We start from the raw sequence: 23,818 nt of genomic DNA on the forward strand, positions 1-23,818 counted from the left end.
CATTTCCAGGATCGGCCTGGGACAGCATCCGGAGAGCGGCGGACCGGACCGCGCGGCGCCCCCGAGCGGTCGGCGCCGACCCGGGCGGCGCAGCCGAGTTCGTCGAGAGGAACACCATGCGAGTAAGGCAGAGCGGCACCCGTCGGGGCGGCGGCCCGGTCCCGCGACCGGCGGTGGCGCTGTGCGCGCTGCTGCTGGTGGGCGCGGTGGCCGGGTGCAGCAGCAGCTCGTCCGGCTCCTCGCCCTCGGCCTCGGTGTCGATCTCCGCCCCGGCCTCGGGGTCCGTCACGGTGACCGCCACCACCAGCGCGAGCGCCAGTGCCACCGTGAGTGCCGGTGCCACCGCCCCCGCCGATCCGGCGACCGCGACCAACCAGGTCACCGCCAACTGGGAGAAGTTCTTCGACCCCACCACCCCCATCCCCGAGAAGGCCGCGCTGCTCCAGAACGGTGACGTGCTGCTCCCGGCGCTCCAGGGCTTCTCGCAGGATCCGCGGGTCGGTCAGGTCAAGGCCAAGGTCACGAACGTGACGTTCACTTCGCCGACCGAGGCCACCGTCACCTACGAACTCTCGCTCCAGGGCACGGTGGTCGCGCCGGACGCCACCGGCCAGGCCGTCCTCGACAACGGCACCTGGAAGGTCTCCCGCTCGTCGCTCTGCGGCCTGCTCGCCCAGGCCGGCGGTGGCAGCGGCGCCGCCGTCCCCGGATGCGGCTGACGGCCCCGCCGTCCCGCCGGGCCGCCGACGCGCACTGCCGTCGGCGGCCCGGCCCTCGCGTCCCCCGGCGCCGCGTTCGCCGCCGCTGCGGGGGCGCCGCCCTCCTCGCGCTGCTGCTCACCGCCGTCACCGCCTGCGGCACCCGGCTGCCGGGGAGCGCCTTCACCCACCGCCCCACGGCGGCCGGCGCGAGCACCGCCGCCGGGGCCAACCCCGCCTCCGACACCGGCGTCACGGCGACCGAGATCCGGATCGGTGTGGTCACCTCGCTCACCAGTCCGGTCGGCAGCGAGGTGTTCAGCGGCCCGCGCTACGGCGCGCAGGCCTTCGTCCAGGCCCTCAACGACCGGGGCGGCCTGCACGGGCGCACCGTCAAGCTGGTGACCTGCGACGACGGCGGCAGCGGCATCGGCAACCAGGACTGCGTGCACCGCCTGATCGACCAGCAGCACGTCTTCGCCTTCGTCTCCGGCAGCGTGCTCGACTACGCCGGCGCGCCGTACGTGAGCGGGAAGGGCGTGCCGGACGTCGGCGGCCAGCCGATCGGCACGGCCTACGACCGCTGGCCGCACCTCTACGGCATCTACGGCAGCGGCGCGCCGCGCGACGGGCAGGCCGTCGGCTGGAACGGGACGCTCTACCAGACCCCCGAGGTGTTCCGTTTCTTCACCGAACGGCTGGGCACCACCAGCGCCGCCGTGGTCGCCTACAACCAGGCCGACTCGGCCCGCTACGCCACCCAGCTGAAGGCCGGACTGGAGGCGGAGGGCTACCGCGTCCTGATGCAGACGGTCGACTTCGCGCTGCCGAACTTCCAGGCGGTGGCCGCCGCCGTGCGCGCCGACGGCTCGCAGCTGCTCCTCGACGCCATGGACACCCGGGGCAACGCGGCGCTCTGCCGGGCGCTGGACGAGGCCGGGGTGCGGGTCGCGGCGAAGGCGACCAACGTGCAGAACTGGTCGCAGACCGTCGGCACCGACTACGGCGCCTCACCCGGCTGCCGCAACGCGCTCTGGGCGACCTCGGCCAGCCTCAACTACGAGGACGTGCAGGACCAGGCGGTGCGGGACTTCCGCGCCGCGATGTCCCGCTACTACCCCGACCGCGAACCGCTGCTCTCCGCCTGGGAGCTGGAGGGCTGGGCGGGCGCCCAGTGGCTCACCGACGCGATGGACTCCTGCGGCGCCGACCTCACCCGGGCCTGCGTCGAGCGGTTCATGAACCGCACCGAGCCCTACGACGCGCACGGACTGATCCTGCCCGCCTCGTTCGTCCCGCAGCCCCCGCCGACCGGGCCGACCCGGGCCTGTCTGAACGCCGCCCGCTGGCAGGACACCGCCTACGGGGGCCGGGGCGGCTGGGTCACCCAGGTGGCCTCGATGACCACCACCTGCTTCGAGGTGCCGCAACTGCCCTACCGGCCGTGACGGGATCCGACGGCCCCGGAGCGGTACGGCGGGACCACCGCCTCCGGCGACCCGCGCGCCGCTGCGCCCCCCGGAGCGCCCTCAGCCGAGGCGCTCCACCGCGACGATCGCCGCGTCGTCGTCCAGCCGTCCGCCCGCGTGGGCCAGCAGGTCGTGGCGCACCTGCTGCACCAGGGCCTCCGGGGGGTCGGCGGACCAGGCCCTGACGCGCTCGGTGAGCGGGTAGAACCGCCGCCGGGCGTCGCGGGCCTCGATCACGCCGTCGGTGTAGATCAGCAGGCGGTCGCCGGGCAGGAAGGCGAACTCGTCCACCTCGTAGCCGCCCGGGGCCAGTTCGCCCAGGCCGAGCGGCGGCGCCGGCCGGCGGGCGTCCAGCGCGGTGACGCCGTCGGCCCGCAGCCGCAGCGGCGGCGGGTGGCCGCAGTCGATCAGCCGGACCACCGAGCCGTCGTCCGGGATGTCCAGGATGACGGCGGTGATGAACGACTCCTCGCAGTCGTCCGCCGCCGCCCCGGCGGAGGCACTGTCCGGGCCCGACCGGTGGCCGCGACCGGTCCCGTCACCCGGCCGCTCCTCGCAGGGCTGCTCGCCGAGCCGGGCCAGGCCCCAGCGGACGCTGCCGTCCAGATAGCCGGCGAGGTCGGTGAGGTCGGCGTGCAGGTGGGCGGCCGCCCGGAAGGCGCCCAGCAGGAGGGCGGCGTCGCCGAGCGAGGAGAGGCCCTTGCCGCGGACGTCGCCGACCAGCAGCCGGGTGCCGCCGGGAGTGCGGGCCGCCGCGTAGAGGTCGCCGCCGACCTGCGCCTCGGCCTCGGCGGCGAGGTAGACGGAGGCGAGGCGCAGGTGCCCGATCCGGTCCGGCAGCGGGCGCAGCAGGACGCGCTGGGCGGCCTCGGAGACGGAGCGGACCTGGGCCAGTTCCCGTTCGTGCCGGTCGCGCAGCACCCGCAGCGCGACGATCAGCACCGAGACGGCGATCTGCGCGCCGAGCTGGGTCTCGTGGTTGGGGGTGGTGAGCCCGTCGCGCGTGATGCCGATGACGGTGAGGCCGGCGAGCGCGAGCAGGGCGACGGCCGCGGTGGTCCGCGCCCCCGCGAAGGACGCGGTGATCGCGGGGGCCACGATCAGCAGCGGTCCGAGGTGGATCGTCGGCGGTGACAGGACGTCGACCACGGTGATCACGACGATCAGCGCGAGCGGGAGCGCCGTCAGCGCGTGGCGGCCGAGCCGCCACGACCGGCGGCGGTCGCGAGGACCCTGCCGAAGGGGCACCTCTCCTCTGTACACCGTCGGAGCGGTACCCCGCACCCCGGCGTCGGCCCGTTGCCGCCGGGGTGTCGCCCGGGGCCCGTTGCCGGCGGGCCGGGACCGGCGCCCCTCGGTCCCCGGCGCCCCCCCGGTCCCCGGCTCAGTCCTCGGCGCCGTAGCGGGCCAGGTAGCCGGCGAAGCGGGCGACGTCCTCGTCGGACCACTCGGTGAAGCGGGCGGTGAAGGCGACCCGGCGCTGCTCGCTGGCCTCGCGCAGCAGGGTCAGGCCGGCCTCGGTGGCGCGCAGGATCTGGCCGCGCTGGTCGTCCGGATCGGTCTCGCGGCGCAGCAGGTCGAGCTTCTCCAGCGCGGTGACCTGGCGGCTCACGGTGGACTTGTCGAGCATGAAGTACGAGGCGACGTCGGCGGCCCGGCAGCCGCCGCGCTCGTTGATCAGGTCGAGGATGCTGTAGGTGACCAGGGAGAGGTCCGGGTGCAGCTGGGAGGCCTTGTGCCGGGCACGCCGGGCGAAGGCGGTCAGCTCGCGCTGGATGGTGTCGATCGATGTCTCGCGGCCGGGCACGGCGGTCCTACCTCCTCGGTAATTTGTTGCACTGTACAACGTTTTGGGCTCCGCCGTGCTCCGCCGTGTGCTGTCGGGCCACGCCGTCCTCCGCCCCGTTCCGCCGGCCGGCGGCACCCGGCCAGGGGCGCGGGCTCAGCCGGTTGTGGCGCCGTCCGGGGTGCCGGTGGCTCCCGCGGCCTGCCAGGCGCGGGCGGCCGCGATCCGGCGGGTGGCACTCGGATGAGTGGCGAACAGTAGCTCAAGCACCCGGGGCGGGTCGACATCGGACACATTGGCCACTGCCAGTCTGCGCTGCATGGCGATGAACTGCTCGGCGTCCGAGGTCAGTTCCAGGGCGTGCCGGTCCGCCCGGGCCTCGACCCGGCGGCTCACCGCGCACTGCACCGGCCCCGACAGGGCGCCCAGCAGGGCCGCGCAGGCCGCCATCAGCGGCAGGACTCGCGGATCCGCCGCGTCCGTCGCCCCCGCCGCCGACAGCAGCGGGCCCCAGCCGGTCAGCAGGCCGATCAGGCAGACCACCACGGCCGCCCCCACCGCGCCCAGCACCGTGCCGGTCAGCACGTCCCGGTGCTTCACGTGCCCGAGTTCGTGCGCCACCACCAGCTCCACCTCGCGCGGCTCGGCGGTGGACAGCAGCGTGTCGTAGGCGACGATCCGGCGGGTCGCGCCCAGGCCGGACACGTACGCGTTGAGGGCCGTGGTCCGCCGGGAGGCGTCCGCCACCAGGACGTCCCGCACCCGGACGTCGTCCTGGTCGGCGAGCGCGAGCAGGGCGGTCCGCAGCGGGCCGGGCGCCATCGGGGTGAAGCGGTTGAAGACCGGCTCCACCAGCAGCGGGTAGAGGAAGGAGAGCGCCGCCGTGAGCAGCGCCGCCGCGCCGGCGGCCGGGAGCCACCAGCGGTCCGGCCAGCGGTCGGTGAGCGCGAACAGTCCGAACGCCAGGGGCAGCACCAGGGCCAGGCCCAGCGCCAGTCCGCGCACGGCGTCCACCGCCCAGCCGCCCCAGCCCTGGGTGACCAGGCCGAACCGGGCCCGCACCGTCCGGGCGCCGGCGGCGAACGGCAGCTGGGCCGCCCGGCCCAGGAGGACCAGGGCGGCCGCCCCCGCCAGCACCTCGGCCGTCCGCGAGCCGCCGAACAGGTCGCCGGCGGCCGTCACCAGAGCGGCTCCGGCCGGGGTCAGCCCGAGCAGCAGGGTCAGGAGGAGGCCGGCCAGCCGCCCGCCCAGTGCCCACGGCAGCTGGGCACGCCGCAGCGCGCGGCCCCGGGCGCGCTGGGCGGGGGTGAAGTCGGGCGCGCCGGTACCGGCGCCGGGGGCGGGGGTCGCTGAGCCCGGAGGCGGGCTGACCGGATCTCTCATCTGTCGGCTGTCATCCGTAGTCCGTGAGCTGTCGGCCACCCGCTGCCGGGCGCCGTCCGTCGGGCGCTGTCCGTCCGGCCGCGCCCACCGGTTGCCCGTCGGGCGCGGGCCGGCCGGCGGCTGCCGGGATCAGCATGTCACTCCCGCGCCGGCCCGGTGGCGGACTCGGTGCCGCTGCGGAGCAGCCGGTGCCCCAGCTCGACCAGGGCCCTCCCCACGGCGAACGCGTCGCCGACCGCCTCGGCGGGCTCGTCCTGCGGGCTGCGGCGGGCGCGGGTGTCGGCGTGCAGCACGCTGCCGTCGGCGTCGAGCACGGCGTGCACCCGGGTGGTGTCCCGGCCCTCGACGAGGTGCAGGCTCACCTGCCACTCCTTGGTGCGGACGGCCGATCCCGCGTCCTCGGTGAGGGGAGCTGCGGTCGCTGCGGTCGCCGCGGTGTCGGGGCGCGCCGGTGCGGCGGCGCCGTCCGCGCGGACGATCACCACCGGGCAGCTGCCGTGCACCGCGCAGTGGGAGCTCACCGAACCCAGCAGTGCGCGGGCGAAGGTGCCGCGCCCCCGGCTGCCGAGCACCAGGAAGTCGGCGTCCGCGGACAGTTCCAGCAGCACCTCGGCCGCGTGGCCGAGGACGAGGCTCTCCTCGATCTCCACCGGCCGGTCCCGGCCGACCACCTCGTCCACCTCGGCGGTCAGCGTGCGCCGGGCCGCCCGCTCGAAGCCGTCGTCCAGCAGCGGCGTGAGCCACCCGTAGAGCGACGGGTACTCCCAGGCCGCCACCGCGTGGACCGCGGCCCCGGTCAGGCCCGCCTGACCGACCGCCCAGCGCAGCGCCGCCTTCGAGGGCGCGGAGCCGTCGATCCCGACCACGATCCGCCGCCGGCCGCCGTTCGCCGCGCCGATTCCCACACCGTCCATGCGCCGTCCACCTCGCCACCTCGGCCCGGGAGCGTGCAGCCCCGGGAGCGTGCACCCCCTCCACGCTGCGCGTCCGGAAGGCCGGTGCGCCAGGGACACGACGGCCCGGTGCGGCGGTTGTGGGGGCCGGGGTGTCCTGGTGGGGGTGGTGCCGGCGGTGGCGGGTCGTGGTGGTGGAGCCGGGTGCGGAGGTGCTGTGGGGGCCGGGGCGTCCCGGTGCGGCGGTTGGTCAGGCCGGTCCGTCCCCTGCGGTGGAGCCGGGGGGACATCGAGGCGGGCCCGCCGGGCCCGCCGATACGATCGGTCGGGGCTGTCCGGCCCGGTGGGTGCGGGCAGTGGCCGTGAGCTGTGGCGCCGGTCCCGCCGGCGCCACCTGGGGAGAGGGGATCCGGTATGGCAGTCGAACCGTCCGGCGCGCAGGAGGTCCGTCGCGTCGAGGGCCTGGTGTCGGCGCAGGAGAAGGCGATCGCCCTGTTCGCCGAGGCCGAGGCGCGCGAACTGGTGGCGCCCGGGGTGGGCGAGCGCGAGGCGAGCGACCGGATCCGGGATCTCGCCAACGAGATGTTCGGCGCCACCCGGCACTGGCACAAGCGGATCATCCGCTCCGGCCCGAACACCCTGGCCCCGTACCGGGACAACCCGCCGGACCGGGTCATCGGCGCCGACGACGTGGCCTTCGCCGACTTCGGCCCCGTCTTCGAGGAGTACGAGGCGGACTTCGGCCGCACCTACGTCTTCGGCGGCGATCCGCACAAGCGGCGGCTGCTCGCCGACCTGCCGCGGATCTTCGACGCCGGCCGCGCGTTCTTCGCGGCCGACCCGGAGATCACCGGGCGGCAGCTGCACGCCGAGGTCGAGCGGCTGGCCGCCGAAGCGGGCTGGGAGGTCGGCATCTGGCACGCCGGCCACCTCGTGGGCGAGTTCCCGCACGAGGTGAACGACGGGGCCAAGGCCGACTCCTACATCACCCCCGAGAACGAGACCCCGCTGCGCCGCACCGACCGGTCGGGGCGGGTCTGCCACTGGATCCTGGAGCTGCACCTCGTCGATTGGGAGCGCGGCTTCGGCGGCTTCTACGAGCAGTTGCTCGACCTGGCCTGACCGCGGTCCCCGGCCCGCGCTCCGGCCGCCGGGCCCGTCCTGCGCCCCGGGCGCGGGGCGGGCCCGGGGCGGGCGGGCCGTGGAGGCAGTCCGAAGGCGATGTGGGGGAATGGCGTAGTCTGACCGCTCTCGAATCGACCCCCGGGGGACTTCTCATGCGCCGAGTCGCGGCCGCCGTCGCACTGCTGCTCGGGCTGATACCCGTGGCCGCCTGCGGGCCGGACGACCCGGCGCCGGCCAAGGCCGCGCCGGCGGGCGACGCGGCGAAGCCCACGGCGGCCGGGACGGCGGGCGCCGCGGCGTCCGCCTCGCCGTCCGCGAGCGCCTCGGCGCCCCGTCCGGACGGTTCGATCACGGTGGCGTTCGCCGGGGACGTCCACTTCGAGGGCCGCACCGAGGCCCGGCTCGCGGTGAAGGCGCCCGAGCAGGCGCTCGGCCCGATCGCCACGACCCTCTCCGACGCGGACCTCGCCGTCCTCAACCTGGAGACCGCGATCACCGACCGGGGTGCCCCCGAGCCGAAGACGTACACTTTCCGCACCTCGCCCAGGGCGCTCACCGCCCTCAAGGACTCCGGCGTCGACGTCGTCTCGATGGCCAACAACCACGCCGTGGACTTCGGCGCGGACGGGCTCACCGACACGCTCGCCGCCAAGGACTCCGCGCCGATCCCGGTCGTCGGCGTCGGCCGCAACGCCAAGGAGGCGTACGCCCCGTACGTCACCACCGTGCGCGGGGTGAAGGTCGCGGTGCTCGCGGCCAGCCAGGTCGAGGACCTGACGAACCAGAAGTGGCGCGCCGGCGCCACCAAGCCGGGCATCGCCTCGGCGCTGGACGCCGCCGCGCTGGTCAAGGCGGTGGAGGAGGCGAAGAAGCAGGCGCCCGTCGTGCTCGTGTACCTGCACTGGGGCGACGAGGGCAAGGCCTGTCCGACCGGCGCCCAGAGCGCCATCGCCAAGAAGCTCGCCACCGCCGGGGCCACCGCGGTGGTCGGCACCCACGCCCACACCATGCTGGGCTCGGGCATGCTCGGCTCCACCTACATCGGCTACGGCTTCGGCAACTTCCTCTGGTACGGCACCTCCGACTACGCCAACTCCAACGAGACCGGCGTGACGACGCTGACCCTGACCGCGGCCGGCAAGGTCACCGGCGAGGTGTTCACGCCCGCCACCGTCGACGGCCAGGGCGTGCCCGTCCCGCAGACCGGCGCCGCCGCGACGGCCGCGCTCAAGCGCCGCGACGGCCTGCGGGGCTGCACCGGGCTGGCCCCGGTGGCGGGCGCGACGCGCTGAGGCCGTGGACGTGGCCGCGCTCAGGCGCGGCGACGGTCCGCCGGGCCGAGGTCGTGCGGGTCGCGGGTGGTGAGCGCCTCGGTCACCGGCCGCCCACCGCCCGCCGACCGGGCGAGCCGCTCGCGGACCTCCCCCGGGGTGCGCGGCCGCCACCCCGGGCCGTAGCAGCAGCGCGAGTGGAAGGTCACCCCCGCGGCGAGCAGGGCCGTCAGGGCCCGCCACCCCGCGGTGTCCCGGCGTCGCGGGACCGCCAGGTCCTGGCCCGCGTCGACCAGTTCGCCGCCGCAGCGCGCGCAGAGGTCCCGCCCCGGTGCGCCGTGCCGCTTCACGGACAGCCGGCACGGCGGGCAGACGAAGTGTCGTCGCGAGGTCCGGCTCCGGGTGCACATGCCGCTCACGGTAGGCGCGCGCCGTGCCGTCGGCACCCGGATTTCCGGGCGGGCGGCCGCCGGGGGCGGCCCGGGGGCCCGGCGGCGGCGTGAGAGGGTCGAAGCGGAAGACGTGGTGGTCACGGGTGCGGAGGAGAGCCGGCCGATGACGGAGTGGAAGACGTACGGTCGGCGGCCGGTCTACGAGTCGCCCTGGGTGGAGTTGTGGCTGGACGACGTGGAGATCCCCGGGGTCGGGCGGGTCGACCACCATGTGGTGCGGATGCCGAAGGCCTGCACCACGGCGGTCGTGACCGATGACGCGGGCCGGTTCCTGCTGCTGTACCGGCACCGGTTCATCACCGGGCAGTGGGGGTGGGAGGTGCCGGCCGGATGGGCGGAGCCGGGCGAGGAGCCGGCGGCGGCCGCCGCCCGGGAGGTCGAGGAGGAGACCGGGTGGCGACCGGGCCGGGTGGAGCCGCTGGTCGGGTTCAACGCGATGTCCGGCATCTCGACGATGCGCTTCCACGCGTTCCACATGACCGGCTGCACCCGGATCGGCGAGCCGACCGACCGGAGCGAGGCGACCCGGGTCGAGTGGGTGGCGGAGGAGGACGTGGTCGAGCTGCTGGCCGCCGGGGAGGTGCCCGAGGGGGCGTCGCTCGCGGCGCTCTCCTACTTCCTCGGGCCGTACCGCCTGGCGCGGCGGCGGCGGTCGGCCGACTGACCGCCGCCGGTCGCGACGGCCGGTGCGCTCACTCCCGGTGGTTGGCCTCGCCGTGCTTCCAGTAGCCCTTCGCGTGGACCCGGTCGCGGGGGAGGCCCAGGTCGCCGAGGAGGTGGCGGCGGAGGGTTCCGACGGCGACGGCCTCACCGGCGATCCAGGCGGCGGAGCCGGTTGTCCCGGCAGGGCGGGTCAGGACGTCGGCGGCGAGGACGGCGTCGGTGAGGAGCCGGCCCTTGGGGTGGGCGCCGTCACGGGGGAGCCAGGTGGTGGTGAGCTCGGCGGCGGTGCCGAGCGGCAGCGCGTCGGCGCCGGTGGCGATCTCGAAGTAGGCGAAGGCCCTTACTTTGCTGGGCAGTTGATCGAGAATGGTGAGCGCGGCGGGCAGCGCGCTCTCGTCGGCGGCGAGGAGCAGCCGGGTGACGCCGTCCAGGTCGGGCCGGCGGCCGCGCGGGCCGGCGAGGACGGCCCGGTCGCCGGGTCGGGCGGTGGACGCCCAGCGGGCCAGGGGTCCGTTGCCGTGCAGGACGATGTCGATGTCCACCTCGCACTCGGCGGGTCGGTGCCGGCGGATGGTGTAGGCCCGGGACGGCCCCTCGGGGATGGCCAACTTGACCCACTGGGTGGGGTGTTCGATCCCGAGGTCGGGCAGCGTCGGGCCGCTGAAGGTGATCCGGGTGAGGGTGGAGGTCAGCGGGGTGGTGGCGATGACCTCGACGTCGTGGGCCGGGCGGGGGCGTCGGAACATGATGACTCCTGAGCGGGCCCGGAGGTGGACTCGGGCCGGGTGAAGGGGAGTTCGGTGACGGAGGGGCCGGGGCGCGCCACGGCGAACGGCCGCACGGCGGTGCGGTGCGGGAGCCGCGCGGGGGCGGGTGGTGGCAGGTGGTGGCGGGTGGTGCCCGGAGTGGGCGCCCGGATCAGTGCGTGAAGCGGGCGAGCTGCCGGTCGAGCAGGGTGTCGACGAAGGCCCGGTCGAGCGGGCGGCGCAGCACCAGGGCGCGGTGGTAGAGCGGGGCGAGCAGGGCGTCCAGGAGTGCGGCGGCCTCGTCCTCGGAGGTGCCGAGGCAGGCCCGGGTGTGCGCGACGTCCCGCTCGCGGAGCGGGTCGAGGAAGCCGGTGTGCAGCAACTCCGCCGTCCGGGAGTCGAGTTGGGCGTGCCCGAGGAGGGCCTGCAGGACTCGGCCGGCCGGTTCCTCGCCGAGGAAGGCGGCGAAGCGGTGCAGGTAGACGCGCAGGTCGGCCGGGGTGGCCGGGGAGTCGGGCCAGACCAGGGCGGGACCGGAGTCCAGCGCCAGGTTGTCGAAGAGGATGTCGACCTTGGACTTCCACCAGCGGTAGATGGTCTGCTTGGCGACGCCCGCCGCCGCGGCGATGCCCTCGATGGTGAGGCCCTCGAAGCCGTGCTCGACCAGGAGGTCGTCGGCGGCGTTCAGCACGGCCAGGCGCGCGGCCTCGCTGCGGCGACCGCCGGTACTCGCGCTGCTGCTGCCGGTGGCGGGGCGGGGCTGGGCGGCGATGGCGCTGCGGTCCTCACGGGCGGGCCGCTGCGGGAGCCGGCCGGGGTGCTGGGTCGGGCCCATCCTCTCACGCCTCCTCCGCCGCGAGGGGCGTCGGCCGTGCGCGACGGCCGGTCAGGCCGGCCGCGACGCCGACGGCCAGTACCGCGACCAGCGCGCTGAAGACGACCCCTGCCGTGCGTAGGTCGGTGGCCCGGATCAGGAGGCCGGCGCCCACCACCGGTACCGAGAGCATCGTGTACAGGACGGCGAAGTAGGCCGAGATCACCTCGCCACGCCGTCGCGGTTCGACGCCCCCGTTGATGGTGGCGAGCCCGGTGGCGAGCCCGGTGGCGACGGCGGTACCGGTGGCGAGGCCGTTGAGCACCGCGCCGAGGAGCAGCGGCGGCAGCGTCCCGGTGAGCAGCGCGGTGGCGACCAGGGCCGCCGCCACGACGAGCCCGGCGCAGGCGGCGGGCAGGGCGCGGGGGCCGGGCAGCACGCGGGCGAGCAACTGGCCGGCCCCGGTGGCGACGAAGGCGAGGCAGGCGACCAGACCGGTGAGCGCGTGGTGGTGGATGCCGAGGACGGTGGCGAGGAAGAGCCCGCTGACGGAGGTGAGGACGCCGAGGGCGGCGAAGCCGGACCCGGCGGTCAGGGCGGCGCGCAGCAGGGCGGGCCGGATGGCGGTCGGGACGAGCGGCGGCTCGAAGGACGGGGGGAGCGCGGCGCCGGTGCTCCCCGGGGCGTTCCCGGCGGTCTCGCGGTGGGCCTTGCGGGAGGCCGTGCGAGGGGGTGTGTGAACGGCCGCGTGGTGGGCCTCGCGGAGGGCCTCGCGTGGGCCGCCGCCGGGCACGCTCTCCGGGACGGCGAAGAGGCCGAGCAGGGCGACCGCGGTGAGGGCGAGCATCACCGTCCAGGGCAGCCGCAGCGGGGAGCCGGCCCATTCGGCGAGGATCCCGGAGAGCAGCGTGCCGCCGGCCAGTCCGCCCATGTTGGCCGCGAGCGCGAGGATCTGCGCCCGCAGCCGGCGCTCCGGCGGAGCGAGGTCGAGCAGGGCTGCGGTGGCGGCGCCGGTGACCAGGGCGGCGGCGAGGCCGGACGCCACCCGGGCGACGAGCAGCCAGGGCAGGGCGGAGGCGGCCTCGAAGAGTCCGGCGGCGGCCGCGGCGAGGAGCAGGGCGCCGGCCATGACGGGGCGGCGGCCGATCCGGTCGGAGAGGCGGCCGAGCGTGAGCAGGCCCACGACGACTCCGGCGGCGTAGACGGCGAAGGTCACCGTGACCATCAACGGCGAGAAGCCGAAGACCTGTTGGTAGATCGGATAGAGCGGGGTCGGGACGGTGGTGCCCGCCATGGTGACCCAGAAGGCGAGGGCGATGGCGGCCCGGGCGAGCGGAGTCGCCGGGGTGGGCGGGGCGGACGGGGCTGTGGCCGCCGCCGGGGGGCTGTCGGGGGGCGCGGAAGGCACGGGTGTGCTCCTCGGGTGAGGTGAGGGGGGTGAGGCCTGGCGGGGCGGGAACTCCGCGCGGGGCGGAGTCGGCGCAGCGCGGGGCGGGCCCCGGAGGCGAAAGTAGACGCAACGTTGCGTTGCGATTCGAACGTAGCACTGGACGCAACGTTGCGTCCAGGCACGATGGTGCACCCCGGTCGACCCCGGCCCCGAACCGCCCCACCCGCCGACCACCCTGACCGGGGCACCCGGCGGCCACTCGCAGACTGGGAGAATCCAGGTGACCACCGTGCACCACGCCCCCGCCGGGACGGACCACACCGTCATCGGCGCGGCCAGCGGGCCGCTGGGCCAGTACCGGGCCGCGCCCGACGAGGCGTTCTTCGCCTCGCCGACCCGCACGCTGCTCGCCGAGGGCGTGCACGCCAGGGCGGTGCAGGACGAGCGCCCGCTGCCGGTGCGGGTCGCCGAGACGCTGGCCCGGGCGCGCCGTGACGGGGTCCGGCAGCCGCTGGTGATGGGCGCGGTGGCGTTCGACCACGACAGCGGGGCCGAACTGGCCGTGCCCGCCGGGCTGCGCGTCTGCGGCGCGCTGCGGGACGACCCGCTGATCGCCCTGCCCGCCCCGGCCGCCGAGCCGGTGGAGTGGCGGGTCCGTCCGGTGCCCGAGCCCGAGGTGTACGGGGCCGGCGTCGCCGAGGCCGTCCGGCGTGTGAGTTGAACACGGTCGTGCTCGCCCGGACACTCGAACTGAGTGCCGGTCGCCCGCTCGATCTGCCCGCGATCCTCCAGCGGCTGGCCCGCCGCGACCCGAGCGGCTACACCTTCGCGGTGCCCGGCGGCGCGGGCCGCACCCTGATCGGCGCCAATCCCGAACTGCTGCTCGCGCGCCGCGGCACCAAGGTGGTGGCGAACCCGCTGGCCGGTTCGGTGCCGCGCACCGCCGACCTGGGCGAGGACGTCCGCCGGGCCGCCGCGCTGCTGGAGTCCCCGAAGGACCTGCGCGAGCACGCCTTCGTGGTGGACGCCATCCGAAAGGCGCTGGCCCCGTACTGCCGGACGCTGCTGGTGCCGGCCGCCCCGACCCTGGTCCGGACCGCCGCCATGTGGCACCTGGCGACCACGATCACCGCCGAACTGGCCGACCCGGCCGTGTCGGCGCTGGGGCTGGCCACCGCCCTGCACCCGACCCCGGCGGCCTGCGGGTCGCCGACGCCGCCGGCGCGGCGGGCGATCGGCGAGATCGAGCCGTTCGACCGCGGGCTACGCCGGGATGGTCGGCTGGGGCGACGCGGACGGTGACGGCGAGTGGGTGGTGACCCTGCGCTGCGCGGAGGCCGACGAGGGCACGCTGCGGGTGTTCGCCGGGGCGGGCGTCGTCGCCGAGTCCCGGCCGGAGGCCGAACTGGCCGAGGCCGGCGCCAAGTTCCGCACCTTCTTGGACGCCGCGGGGGTGCCGCGGTGAGGGTTCGGGCGGCGGCCGAAGCTCAGTGTGCGGCACTCGGATGCGGGGCCGGCCGTCGCGGTCGGCCCCGGCTGACGACCCGGGCCCTACGGAAGGTCGATCCGCTCGGTCCGGTAGGCCCCGATCACCTCGATCCCCTTGCTCCCCGTGATGCCGTCCAGCGGCAGCGACTCCGTGTACGGGGCGGTGGCGGGGAGCCCGATGCCGGACAGCGAGCCGACCACCTCGATGCCCCAGTACTCCGGCTGCGCGATGTAGACCCGGGGCGACAGCCGGACGGTCATGTTCAGGTAGGGCTTGGTCCCGTTCACCACGAGGATGAACGTGCCCGGGACGATCCCCGGGACGGCCTTCGCCTCCTCGAAGTCGATCAGGCGCACGGACTCCGGCGCCGGCCGCTCTGCAAAGTTCTCCGCCATGGTGAACCCTTTCGTCACCGCGATGCCCTCAGGCCTTCCGACGACGCAGGCTAGCTGACGGTCGCTCACGAACGATGCCTGCCGCGCGCGCACGAAGGCGCCCGCATGCCCGACACCCGCCCGGCGGATCCGACCGCTCAGGAGAGCGGTGTCTCCGTGGCTGTCGCAAAGGCGACGAAGTCGGCCCAGGCGGCGGGGGAGAAGGCGAGCTGCGGCCCGCTCCGGTTCTTGGAGTCCCGGACGCGCACGGCGGTCGTCATGGCGGCGACCTCGATACAGGCGCCGCCCTCGGTGCCGCTGTAGCCGGACTTGAACCATGCGAGCTCAGTACTCATTGCCCCTCCGCCAACGCGCCGATGAACCGCGCTGAGGCCTTTGAGCCGAAGCCCCCTGGTCCTCGACCGGCTCGGGCTCCGAGGGTAGGGCGGGTGTGTGCCGGGGTGGGGGCGAACCATGAGAAACCGCACGTCCGGGTGAAACCGGCCGGGGTGGTGGTGTGCGCCGGGGCTTCGGCCCGGTCGGGGCGGGTGGCGTGAGTGTCGGGCGGCGGAGCGCGGGGTCGCTGTGATGAGCTGAGGGCTGCCGTGCCCTCCGCTCCCGCGCGGCAGCCGTTCCGGTCCTGCTGGACCGTCCTCCTGAGGGGAGACGCTCGTGCGCAGTCGTGTCGGAGCCGGGGTGCTGGCTCTGCTCCTGGGGTCCGGTGCCGTCGCGGGCTGTTCGTCGGCGCCGGCGCCCGCGGCCACGTCGGCCGCCCCGACCTCGGCCGCCGCCTCGGCAGTCGCCTCCCCCACCGCCTCCCCCACCGCCTCCGCCACCGAGTCCGCCCCGGCCACGCCCGGTGCCGCGCCGTCGGTGGCCGTCCGGGCGACGGTCACCGAGGAGTTGGCGGCGCCGTGGGGCCTGGTGGTGCTGCCCGACGGGGATCTGCTGGTGTCCGAGCGGGACGACGGCCGGATCGTCCGGGTCGCGGCGAAGGACGGCGCCCGCACCGAGACCGGGACCGTCCCCGGGGTGGTCTCCGGCGGCGAGGGCGGGTTGCTGGGCCTCGCGCTGTCGCCCGGCTACGCCACCGACCACCTGGTGTACGCCTACTTCAGCACCGCCGCGGACAACCGCGTCGTGCGCCTGGCGTACGACCCGACGCGGCCGGCGAAGCAGCAACTCGGCACGCCCGAGGTCCTCCTGACGGGCATCCCGCACGGGCCCCGGCACAACGGCGGGCGGATCGCCTTCGGCCCCGACGGCCTGCTCTACGTGGGCACCGGGGACAGCAGCGACACCGGGCTCGCCCAGGACAAGGGCTCGCTCGGCGGCAAGATCCTGCGGCTCGCCCCGGACGGCACCCCCGCTCCCGGCAACCCCTTCCCCGGCTCGCCCGTGTACTCCTACGGCCACCGCAATGTGCAGGGGCTCACCTGGGATCCCCAAGGGCGGCTCTGGGCCTCGGAGTTCGGCCAGGACACCTGGGACGAGCTGAACCTGATCAAGGCCGGCGGCAACTACGGCTGGCCGGTGGTCGAGGGCACCGGGAACCGCCCCGACTTCATCGACCCGGTGGCCCAGTGGCATACCGCCGACGCGTCCCCGAGCGGTGTCGCCTACGCCGACGGCGCCGTCTGGATCGCCGCGCTGCGGGGCGCCCGGCTCTGGCGCGTCCCGCTCGACGGTGACCGCGCGGCGGGGGCTCCGGAGGCGTTCCTCGACGACGCCTACGGGCGGCTGCGCACGGTGGTCGCGGACCGGGACGGCACGCTGTTGCTGGTCACCAACAACACCGACGGGCGCGGGGACTCGCGCTCCGGCGACGACCGGATCCTGCGCCTGACCGTCTCCTAGCGGCGCGGCCGGTCCCCGCGGTCCCGGCCGCTTCTGACATGCCCGGATCGAATGCGCGGTCCGCCGACCGGTCGGCGTGTTGAGCTCGCAGATCGCCTGTGCTGTAAGGGAGTTGGGACCCCTTCGGGCCGTCGGCCGGGGTGGTGGCCGCGTCGTCGTCCCCGCTGATCGTTCACTCGTTCGATGGGTTTGAAGCGGCTGGCCCGCAGGAGCGGCCCCCCGGCGGCCGCGTTGTCAGTGTGTCCCGTTACGTTCCTCCCATCGCAGACCAGCAGCTGGGAGGAGAGCGGCCGTGACGTGGGTGGAAGCGGGGACGGGCGGCTATCAAGTCGCGCTCGACGCGGAGGGCAGGGTGGTGTGCCGCAACGCGGCCGGCCGCCCGTTGAAGTCCCTTCCGTCGAAGCTGAACGACGATCCAGTGGTCACCGGGCTCAAGCAGCTCACCGAGTGGCTCGCCGCGCACCGGCGCGGCTGCCTGGAGGACGTCGAGCGGTGGATGGTCCGCTCGCTGCCCGTCCCCGCCGCGGTCCTGGTCGCGGTCTGGCCGGACGAGGCCTGGCAGGAGGTCCTGCGCGACCTGGTGGTGACGGGCGCGGACGGCGAGGTCGCCGGGTTCCTGCGCGGCGCCGACGCCGAACGCGGCCTCGGGCTCGTCGACCTCGACGGGGACACCGTGCGCCTCACCGACGGCGAGATCCTGATACCCCACCCCGTCCTCCTGGAGGACTTGGACGAGCTGCGCGAGTTCGCCGTCGAGCTCGGGGTCTCCCAGCAGGTGCAGCAGCTGTACCGGGAGGTCTGGCACCGCCCGGCGGAGGCCGCGTCCGGTACCGAGGTCACCAGCTACGCCGGCGGCCGCTACAACGCCCTGCGCGACCTGCTCGGCCGCTGCGCCCGGCTCGGCTACCGGGTGCGCGGCGGCTACGCCGTGCTGCCCGTGGTCGAGGGCGGCCGCGCGCTGGAGGCCCGCGTCTGGGTCGGGGACTACTACGAGTACGACGAGTGCGAGACCGGCGCGCTCAGCTGGGCCGGCCCGGACGGCACGATCCTGCCGGCGGCCGAGGTCGGGCCGGTCGCCTGGTCCGAGGGCATGCGGATGGCCGCCGCGCTGTACGCCGGCCGCACGATCGAAGGGGAGGAGCCCGCATGAGCACCACCGAACTGCACGAGCGCCTGCTGGATGCCGGAGCGGTCCTCCCGGCGGGCACGCTGCCCGGCGCCGGGCAGCCCGACAGTGCCGCCGACGTCCTCACCGCCCGCAGCTACGCCCACCCGGCGCTCGACGGGCGCCGGATCGTCCGGCTCGTCCCGGGCGCGCTCGGGCCCGCCGAGGACCTGGCGGTCGACTTCCTCGGCCTGAAGCCGGCGGCGGAGCCGGCCGAGGTCGGCCAGGTCCGCCAGGAGGCGCTGGGCTTCCCCGCCTGGGCGCTGGTCCACGACCCGGCGAACGGCCACCACGCGCTCGCCCTGGTCAAGGAGATGGAGCGGCTCGCCCGGCAGGCGAAGTCCAAGCCCGGCCACGCCAAGGACGGCTTCGACGAGCTAGCCGTGCGCCTCGGCCGCGCGGTGCCGCACTTCCTGCCGACCTACTGCGAGGAGGTCGGCAGGATCTTCGTCGAACAGGGCAACCAGACCTACGCCGGCACCTTCTTCGGCAAGGCCCGCGAGGCCGAGCGCACCCACAGCCTCGCCGTGGACGAGGAGCGGCTGCGCGCCGTCTTCCTGGAGTTCGCGCTGGCCGGCGCGCTCACCGTCAAGGCGCTGCGCCAGTACGTGAAGGAGCTGAGCGGCCGGCTCGACCCGCTGACCGCCTGGCAGCGCTTCCGCCAGCTCTGCACCGAGCGCTCGGCCGCCGGCATGGCCCCCTACGCGGGGATCGCCGAGGACGCCCGCGCCCTGATCCGGGCCGCCGGGCTCGACCGCACCGAGCACGAGCAGGCCCTGCTCGCCGAGCTGCTCGCCTCCCCCGCCGTCAACCGCGCGCCCGGCGCCTTCTGGAAGTCCTGGCACGGCGCCGTCATCGAGCTGGCCCGGCGTGACGAGGGCGTCCGCGCCCGGCTGCTGGAGATCATGCCCGACCCGGCCGGGGTCTCCGACCAGAGCGCCCAGGACGCCTCCTGGCTCGCCGTGCTCGCCGAGAGCGGCGCCGAGCAGCTGCTGACCGGCCTGCCCGCCGGCGGCGCGGAGGGCCGGGCCGGGACCACCCCGGCCGCCGCCGTCTGGCTGCAGCGCTGGGTGGGCCACATCGGCCGGGGCTGGCGCACCAACGGGCTCAACGCCGAGACCGTCGCGCTGGCCGCCCGGATGACCGGGCGGCTGCGAGCCGACGGCATCCCGGTCGACCTCTTCACCGGGACGCGGCGCGGCCCCCACCAGATCGAGCTGCTCGACCTGCTGCTCGCCGAGGGCGTCCCGGTCGCCGACCCGGCCGACGGGCAGAGCCTCAGCCTCGGCGACTGGGTGCGCGAGTCCGGGCCCGGCGGCCGCACCCTCGCCGCGGTGGCCGCCGACCCGCGGTTCCGCGCCCTGCTGCGCTCCGGCGTGCCCAACAGCTGGACGGCCGCCGCGCACAAGCAGCTGGCCGCCCTCCCGGTGCTGCGCGAGCTGTTCGTCGAGTGGTCCGACGCCCGGGCCGACGAACTCCTCGCCGCGCGCGGCCTGGCGAGCGCGGCCGAACTGCTGAAGGACCTGCGGAGCAGCCGCGGCGCGATCCGCACCGAGAACCCGGCCGCCGCCGAGCGGATCGCCGGCCTCGACGTCACCGGACTGCTCGCCCGCACGCTGCGCACCGGCATCCTCGACGAGCTCGGCTGGCCCGCGCTGGAGGAGGCACTCGTCCGGCTCGGCATCGAGGCGGGCGAGGCACCGGGCGGCCCCGAGGGCAGGGAACTGCCCGACGGCCTCTGCGTCGAGGAGGCCTGGCCGCAGCTGGTCCTGGAGCTCGGGAACCGCGTCGTGGTGGTCGGTCCGCAGGGCATCCTGCTGGAGCACACCCTGCGCATCCCCGACAAGCTGGAGCGCTGGCAGCGGCCCCGGCTGCGCTTCGTCGACGGCGAGCTGCTGGTCGCCTGGTACCGGGAGAACAAGCAGTACGCCTACTGGTCCGGCCGCCCCACCGAGACCTTCGAACTGGGCGGGGAGACCATCGTCCGCTACTACGGCGGCCAGGACGACCCGGAGATCCCGTCGATCCCGCTGTCCGGCGGGGGCCGGACCACCGGCGAGCGCCCGCTGCACGTCGGTGACACCCGGATGCCCGCCGAGGCGCGGGTGATCGGCGACGGCACCGGTCACTGGACGGTCCGCCCGAGCCGGTCCGGTGACGTCCTCACCGAACTGGACGCGGCCACCGGCGCCCTGGGCCGCGCCGCCGAACCGCCCAGGATCGCCGCCACCGCGGCGGCCGGCCGCCTCGACCTCGACCGCACGTCGCTGCTGCCGATGCAGCCCGGTCTGGAGGCCACCCCGCTCGGCACCGACGGCGTCGTGCTCGGCAGCTGGGTCCGGGTCGACGGGGCCAAGGTCACCACCGGCACCGCCGACGGCACCACCCTCACCCTGGCCGGAAAGGGCCGGCGAGCCGATCGGTTCCCGCTCGGGCGGCTCGGCCTGCCCGGTGACGCCCACCCGCTGGTCGTCGAGGAGCGCGGCGGCGATCTCGGCCTCGCCCTGCCGGACGCCGACGGCAGCGGCGCCGACACCAGCACCGACCTGCAGACCTGCCGGCCCGGCGGTCTGGCGGCCGCCGGTACCGCGTTCGTCCCCCCGCTCGCCCACTGGCACGCCCTGCGGCCGCGCGACAAGGCGGGCTCGCTGGTCCTGCGCGGTCTGACCGACGAGCAGGCCGCCCGGCTGATCGACGCCGCCTGGCCGACGGACGCCGAACCGCCCGCGGAGGCCGAGCAGCGCTGGCTCACCGTCCAGGGCGTGCGGCGCCCGCTGGCGGTGGGCAAGGCCGCCCGGCAGTCCGTGCCGGTCGAGGCCGTCGGCGCCGTGCTGCCCGGCGTCGGCCACCCGCTGCTGCGGGCCGGCGTCGCCGGCCTCGCCCGGTCCGCCGCCGAACTGCTCGACCTCGCCGCCCGGTTCGTCCCGCAGCCCGAGGCCGAGGCCCGTCCCAAGCCCGGCACCGCCCGGGCGGGCGCCGCCTACCGGCCCGAGCACGGGCGTGACCAGGACCTGCGCGAGGCGGTGGAGATCCTGCTGCCCGACACCTCGGGCTTCGGCCGCTCCTGGGAGCACGGGGACCACTGGCGGGTGCTCGGCAACCTGCGCACCGTCCTCGGCGTCCTCACCGGGCCACCGGCCGTGGCGCCCGGTACCGAGGGCTGGTCCGCCCCGCTCCGGGTCGAGCTGGAGGGGGACGACAACCACCACGGCTGGCTGAGCCTCCTCGGCCACCTCGGCACCCTCGCCTACGCCGCGGCCGCCCCGCTCACCGGCGCGGCCGAGCGGTCGGCGCTCGCCCTGCTGCTGACCGAGCTCACCCGCGGCCTGCTCGCCGACCGCGGCGCCACCCTGCGCGAGGTCGTGCTGACCGAGCCGCTCGCCGACTTCGTCGACCCGGACGGCACCACCCGCAAGCACCCGTCCCGGGCCGGCCAGGTGTTCCGGCACGGGGAGCGGACGGTCGTCGTCCTCGGCTGCCGCCACCACCGCGAGGACCGGGTGAACTGGCTCGCCGTCGACCACGACCCGAGCGGCGCCTTCGGGCCGGTCGCCCACTTCGGCACCGCCGGGGAGCGCAACACCGAGGAGGTCGTCACCGCCGACTGGACGGCGCGGTTCACCGCCCTGCTCGCCCTGCACGGCGGGTTCGTCCGGGAGGCCGGGCAGGCCGCCGCCTTCGGTGCGGCGACCGGCATCGGCGCCACCCGGGCCGCCCTGCTGCTCAGCCCCACCAACACCCTGTTCGGGTGGTACGGCACCGTGCTCCCCGCCGACCGGCTCAAGGAGTACGGCCTCAAGTCGGCCGAGGCCAAGGCCGCCCGGGACTGGCTGCGCGGTCGCGACCGGGCCGGCCTCCGCGCCGTCTGGACGGCGCTCCTGCCCGCCGACCCGAAGGCGCTCTGGACGGACGGCCCCGACACCGCGGCCGGAGCCGAGCGGTGGACGGAGCGGTTCGGACGGCTCGTCACCCTGCCCGAGGAGGCCCAGGCCACCGTCAACGGTGCCGGGATCGACCACATCGAAGAGGTCCTCAACCCCGCCCGGACGCCCTGGCTCAACCGCACCACCGGCTACCGGGTGCGGGCCACCCAGGACGGCGGGCCGGTCCAGCTGGTCGCCGACGACCCGCACGCCCTGCCCGGCGACACCGGTCTGGGCGGGGCCGTCGACGCCCTGCGCTGGCTCGCCTACCACCTGCCCGCCGACAGCCCGCTGCGCCCGCTGCTGCCGCAGGCCGCCGCCGCGCTGCGGGCCCGGCTGGCCGACCCGGAGCTGCTGCTGAACTACGACCTGCACCGCACCGCCAAGGGCGAGAAGCTGTCGCCGCTGCTGCGCACCCGCTTCGGGCTGCCGGCCGAGGGCGGAGCCGACGCCGACGGTCTGGTCCGCTGCGGGGAGGCCCTCGTGCTCGCCCCCGGCCGCACCGAGGACGAGCAGGTCTGGCTGCGCCCGGCCGGGCTCACCGGCGGGGACGATCCGGTGCTGGAGCTGCTGGCCGGGCTCGTCGACGGCTACTGGTTCACCAGTCAGCGCCCCGCCCTGGCGGCCATCCTGGACGGCGAGCTGGAGCGTCTGGTGGCCCCGCCGGAGCTCGCGCCCGACCCGGCGCCGACCGGTGCCGGGGAGGAGGCCCGCTGGGCACAGGACCCGCAGCTCAGCGTCGGCCCGCTGGTCGCCGAGGTGGCCGCCGCCCACGGCCTCGGCGCCGACGCCGCCGCGCTCTACCTCCAACTGCTCGCGCTGCCCGACCCGACCGACCGCAACGTCGCCCGCTGGACGGGCTGGAAGCCCGCCCGGCTGAAGCGGGCCCGGGCCGAACTCGCCGCCACCGACCTGGTGCTGGAGGCCAAGCGGGCCCGGGCCGGCCGCGGCCTCTTCCTGCCCGGCGGCTGGCAGGAGGCCAAGGCCCCCGGCCTCCCGGCGGAGACCTGGAAGGCCGGCCTGTACGAACTGCCCACCCACCACGCCGTCCTGCCGCGGCTGTCCGTCCCGGAGCTGTTCGCCCGGGCCTGGCAGCGGATCGGCGACGGGGACGTCCCCGGATACGAAGAGCTCCGTACCGGCAAGCGCAGGAAGGCCCGCCGATGACCACCGCCCCGAAGGACCAGTCCGCCGATCCGACGGCTCGGCAGATCGTCCCGCCCGAGGAGAGGTACGCCGCCGAACTGGAGTTCCTGGCGGCCCACGACACCGGCCCGCGCCCGCCCGGCTGGCGGCTCACCCCGCGCGCCGTGGTCACCTTCGTGATGGGCAGCGGCGGCGAGAAGCTCAAGGCCGGGCGGAGGAGCCTGGCCGTCGAGCAGAAGTTCGTCGGCGAGCGGGCGCTGGTCGAGCGCTGCGTGGTCACCCTCGCCGGGGAGCGCGGTCTGCTGCTCGTCGGCGAACCGGGCACCGCGAAGTCGATGCTCTCCGAACTGCTCGCCGCCGCGGTCTGCGGCACCAGCGCGCTCACCGTCCAGGGCACCGCCGGTACCACCGAGGACCAGCTGAAGTACGGGTGGAACTACGCCCTGCTGCTGGCCAAGGGCCCCAGCCGGGACGCCCTGGTGCCCTCGCCGGTGCTCACCGCGATGACCACCGGAGCCGTCGCCCGGGTCGAGGAGGTCACCCGCTGCCTGCCCGAGGTGCAGGACGCCCTGGTCTCGCTGCTCTCCGAACGGCGCATCGCGGTACCCGAGTTGGCGGGCAGCCCGGACGGCCAGCTGCACGCCGCGGCCGGCTTCACCCTGATCGCCACCGCGAACCTGCGGGACAAGGGCGTCAGCGAGATGTCGGCCGCCCTCAAGCGGCGGTTCAACTTCGAGACGGTCGGCCCGATCGGCAGCCTCGCGGCGGAGGTCGAGCTGGTCCGCCGGCAGTCCACCGCCGCGGTCGCCCGGGCCGGTGCCGCGTACGCGGTGGACGACGCCGTGCTGGAGGCACTCGTCACCGCCTTCCGGGACTTGCGCACCGGCCGCTCCACCGAGGGCTGGGACGTCGAGCGCCCGTCCACCGTGATGAGCACCGCCGAGGCCGTCTCGGTGGCCACCGCGCTGGGCGTCAGCGCCGCCTACCTGCCCGACGGCGGCGACCTCCTCGGCCGGCTGCCGGGGCAGCTGATCGGCGTCGTCCGCAAGGACGACCCGGCCGACGCCGCCCGGCTGCTCGGCTACTGGGACGGCCCGGTCCGGCGCCGTGCCGAACAGGGCGCGGCCACCTGGCGGATGCTCTGGGACCTGCGTTCGGCCCTGGAGGCGTGAGG

At 75.9% G+C, this 23,818-nt stretch carries 19 protein-coding genes and 1 pseudogene; 10 read left to right on the forward strand and 10 right to left on the reverse strand.

Annotated features, from left to right (window positions below; genetic code table 11):
- The first annotated feature begins 116 nt into the window (after nucleotides 1-116).
- Together OG618_RS28415 and OG618_RS28420 are read left to right on the forward strand one after the other, a co-directional pair.
- Nucleotides 117-719 carry a hypothetical protein gene (locus OG618_RS28415; protein ID WP_329490394.1) on the forward strand — a complete coding sequence of 201 codons (603 nt, stop codon included), beginning with the start codon at nucleotides 117-119 and terminating at the stop codon, nucleotides 717-719.
- Nucleotides 710-2,146, forward strand: coding sequence for an ABC transporter substrate-binding protein (locus tag OG618_RS28420; RefSeq protein ID WP_329490395.1), 1,437 nt, complete (start codon nucleotides 710-712; stop codon nucleotides 2,144-2,146). The genes OG618_RS28415 and OG618_RS28420 overlap by 10 nt, the downstream gene beginning before the upstream one ends.
- An 81-nt stretch (nucleotides 2,147-2,227) precedes the next feature.
- Here OG618_RS28420 and OG618_RS28425 read toward each other — a convergent pair whose 3' ends face one another.
- From OG618_RS28425 to OG618_RS28440, 4 genes are all read right to left on the reverse strand, one after another.
- Nucleotides 2,228-3,415, reverse strand: a complete 1,188-nt coding sequence (locus tag OG618_RS28425; RefSeq protein WP_329490396.1) for a PP2C family protein-serine/threonine phosphatase — start codon at nucleotides 3,413-3,415, stop codon at nucleotides 2,228-2,230.
- 136 nt (nucleotides 3,416-3,551) lie between these two features.
- Nucleotides 3,552-3,974 carry a MarR family winged helix-turn-helix transcriptional regulator gene (locus tag OG618_RS28430; protein ID WP_329490397.1) on the reverse strand — a complete coding sequence of 141 codons (423 nt, stop codon included), beginning with the start codon at nucleotides 3,972-3,974 and terminating at the stop codon, nucleotides 3,552-3,554.
- Nucleotides 3,975-4,109: 135 nt separating this feature from the next.
- Complete coding sequence (locus OG618_RS28435; protein WP_329490398.1) at nucleotides 4,110-5,336, reverse strand: M48 family metalloprotease; 1,227 nt, start codon at nucleotides 5,334-5,336, stop codon at nucleotides 4,110-4,112.
- 137 nt (nucleotides 5,337-5,473) lie between these two features.
- A complete protein-coding gene (locus OG618_RS28440) occupies nucleotides 5,474-6,250 on the reverse strand; it encodes a universal stress protein (protein ID WP_329490399.1) in 777 nt (258 codons plus the stop codon).
- 393 nt (nucleotides 6,251-6,643) lie between these two features.
- Between OG618_RS28440 and OG618_RS28445 the strand changes: the two genes are divergently transcribed.
- Nucleotides 6,644-7,351: a M24 family metallopeptidase gene (locus OG618_RS28445; protein WP_329490400.1), complete on the forward strand. Its 708-nt coding sequence runs from the start codon at nucleotides 6,644-6,646 to the stop codon at nucleotides 7,349-7,351.
- A 155-nt stretch (nucleotides 7,352-7,506) separates the two neighbouring features.
- Complete coding sequence (locus tag OG618_RS28450; RefSeq protein WP_329490401.1) at nucleotides 7,507-8,646, forward strand: CapA family protein; 1,140 nt, start codon at nucleotides 7,507-7,509, stop codon at nucleotides 8,644-8,646.
- A 20-nt stretch (nucleotides 8,647-8,666) separates the two neighbouring features.
- On the opposite strand, the gene OG618_RS28455 is transcribed toward OG618_RS28450, so the two are convergent.
- Nucleotides 8,667-9,035 (reverse strand): hypothetical protein, encoded by a 369-nt coding sequence (locus tag OG618_RS28455; RefSeq protein WP_329490402.1) that lies wholly within the window; start codon nucleotides 9,033-9,035, stop codon nucleotides 8,667-8,669.
- A 145-nt stretch (nucleotides 9,036-9,180) separates the two neighbouring features.
- Between OG618_RS28455 and OG618_RS28460 the strand changes: the two genes are divergently transcribed.
- The gene (locus OG618_RS28460; protein WP_329490403.1) at nucleotides 9,181-9,741 is read left to right on the forward strand and encodes an NUDIX domain-containing protein; all 561 of its coding nucleotides are present in this window, start codon (nucleotides 9,181-9,183) and stop codon (nucleotides 9,739-9,741) included.
- Nucleotides 9,742-9,769: 28 nt separating this feature from the next.
- Here OG618_RS28460 and OG618_RS28465 read toward each other — a convergent pair whose 3' ends face one another.
- The 3 genes from OG618_RS28465 to OG618_RS28475 all read right to left on the reverse strand — a co-directional run bounded on the left by OG618_RS28465 (nucleotide 9,770) and on the right by OG618_RS28475 (nucleotide 12,708).
- Entirely contained in the window at nucleotides 9,770-10,486 is a 717-nt protein-coding gene (locus OG618_RS28465; protein WP_329490404.1) for a siderophore-interacting protein, read from the reverse strand.
- 172 nt (nucleotides 10,487-10,658) lie between these two features.
- Entirely contained in the window at nucleotides 10,659-11,321 is a 663-nt protein-coding gene (locus tag OG618_RS28470; protein ID WP_329490405.1) for a TetR/AcrR family transcriptional regulator, read from the reverse strand.
- A gap of 4 nt (nucleotides 11,322-11,325) precedes the next feature.
- Nucleotides 11,326-12,708 (reverse strand): MFS transporter, encoded by a 1,383-nt coding sequence (locus tag OG618_RS28475; RefSeq protein WP_329490406.1) that lies wholly within the window; start codon nucleotides 12,706-12,708, stop codon nucleotides 11,326-11,328.
- A 256-nt stretch (nucleotides 12,709-12,964) separates the two neighbouring features.
- On the opposite strand from OG618_RS28475, the pseudogene OG618_RS28480 reads away from it, so the two are divergent.
- Nucleotides 12,965-14,155, forward strand: a pseudogene (locus OG618_RS28480) (isochorismate synthase).
- An 86-nt stretch (nucleotides 14,156-14,241) separates the two neighbouring features.
- Here the strand turns inward: OG618_RS28480 and OG618_RS28485 are convergent.
- The gene (locus OG618_RS28485) at nucleotides 14,242-14,574 is read right to left on the reverse strand and encodes a hypothetical protein (RefSeq protein ID WP_329490407.1); all 333 of its coding nucleotides are present in this window, start codon (nucleotides 14,572-14,574) and stop codon (nucleotides 14,242-14,244) included.
- A gap of 137 nt (nucleotides 14,575-14,711) precedes the next feature.
- Nucleotides 14,712-14,909: a DUF397 domain-containing protein gene (locus OG618_RS28490; RefSeq protein ID WP_329490408.1), complete on the reverse strand. Its 198-nt coding sequence runs from the start codon at nucleotides 14,907-14,909 to the stop codon at nucleotides 14,712-14,714.
- A 316-nt stretch (nucleotides 14,910-15,225) separates the two neighbouring features.
- Between OG618_RS28490 and OG618_RS28495 the strand changes: the two genes are divergently transcribed.
- The 4 genes from OG618_RS28495 (at nucleotide 15,226) to OG618_RS28510 (ending at nucleotide 23,816) form a co-directional block, all read left to right on the forward strand.
- Entirely contained in the window at nucleotides 15,226-16,410 is a 1,185-nt protein-coding gene (locus OG618_RS28495) for a PQQ-dependent sugar dehydrogenase (RefSeq protein WP_329490409.1), read from the forward strand.
- Nucleotides 16,411-16,702: 292 nt separating this feature from the next.
- On the forward strand, nucleotides 16,703-17,560 hold the full coding sequence (locus tag OG618_RS28500) for a DUF4132 domain-containing protein (RefSeq protein WP_329490410.1): 858 nt from the start codon (nucleotides 16,703-16,705) through the stop codon (nucleotides 17,558-17,560).
- The gene (locus OG618_RS28505; protein WP_329490411.1) at nucleotides 17,557-22,665 is read left to right on the forward strand and encodes a hypothetical protein; all 5,109 of its coding nucleotides are present in this window, start codon (nucleotides 17,557-17,559) and stop codon (nucleotides 22,663-22,665) included. Before OG618_RS28500 ends, OG618_RS28505 begins: the two co-directional genes overlap by 4 nt.
- Nucleotides 22,662-23,816 (forward strand): ATP-binding protein, encoded by a 1,155-nt coding sequence (locus OG618_RS28510; protein WP_329490412.1) that lies wholly within the window; start codon nucleotides 22,662-22,664, stop codon nucleotides 23,814-23,816. The genes OG618_RS28505 and OG618_RS28510 overlap by 4 nt, the downstream gene beginning before the upstream one ends.
- The last annotated feature ends 2 nt before the right edge of the window (nucleotides 23,817-23,818 follow it).

The organism is Kitasatospora sp. NBC_01246 (assembly GCF_036226505.1).
Lineage (GTDB): Bacteria > Actinomycetota > Actinomycetes > Streptomycetales > Streptomycetaceae > Kitasatospora.

Excerpts from the sequence above, each read along its gene's own strand:
- OG618_RS28470 (WP_329490405.1), bottom strand. The coding sequence starts at position 11,321 with ATGGGCCCGACCCAGCACCCCGGCCGGCTCCCGCAGCGGCCCGCCCGT.
- OG618_RS28420 (WP_329490395.1), top strand. The coding sequence starts at position 710 with ATGCGGCTGACGGCCCCGCCGTCCCGCCGGGCCGCCGACGCGCACTGC.
- OG618_RS28490 (WP_329490408.1), bottom strand. The coding sequence starts at position 14,909 with ATGAGTACTGAGCTCGCATGGTTCAAGTCCGGCTACAGCGGCACCGAG.
- OG618_RS28485 (WP_329490407.1), bottom strand. The coding sequence starts at position 14,574 with ATGGCGGAGAACTTTGCAGAGCGGCCGGCGCCGGAGTCCGTGCGCCTG.
- OG618_RS28455 (WP_329490402.1), bottom strand. The coding sequence starts at position 9,035 with ATGTGCACCCGGAGCCGGACCTCGCGACGACACTTCGTCTGCCCGCCG.
- OG618_RS28450 (WP_329490401.1), top strand. The coding sequence starts at position 7,507 with ATGCGCCGAGTCGCGGCCGCCGTCGCACTGCTGCTCGGGCTGATACCC.
- OG618_RS28510 (WP_329490412.1), top strand. The coding sequence starts at position 22,662 with ATGACCACCGCCCCGAAGGACCAGTCCGCCGATCCGACGGCTCGGCAG.
- OG618_RS28465 (WP_329490404.1), bottom strand. The coding sequence starts at position 10,486 with ATGTTCCGACGCCCCCGCCCGGCCCACGACGTCGAGGTCATCGCCACC.
- OG618_RS28505 (WP_329490411.1), top strand. The coding sequence starts at position 17,557 with ATGAGCACCACCGAACTGCACGAGCGCCTGCTGGATGCCGGAGCGGTC.
- OG618_RS28440 (WP_329490399.1), bottom strand. The coding sequence starts at position 6,250 with ATGGACGGTGTGGGAATCGGCGCGGCGAACGGCGGCCGGCGGCGGATC.
- OG618_RS28460 (WP_329490403.1), top strand. The coding sequence starts at position 9,181 with ATGACGGAGTGGAAGACGTACGGTCGGCGGCCGGTCTACGAGTCGCCC.
- OG618_RS28415 (WP_329490394.1), top strand. The coding sequence starts at position 117 with ATGCGAGTAAGGCAGAGCGGCACCCGTCGGGGCGGCGGCCCGGTCCCG.
- OG618_RS28445 (WP_329490400.1), top strand. The coding sequence starts at position 6,644 with ATGGCAGTCGAACCGTCCGGCGCGCAGGAGGTCCGTCGCGTCGAGGGC.
- OG618_RS28435 (WP_329490398.1), bottom strand. The coding sequence starts at position 5,336 with ATGAGAGATCCGGTCAGCCCGCCTCCGGGCTCAGCGACCCCCGCCCCC.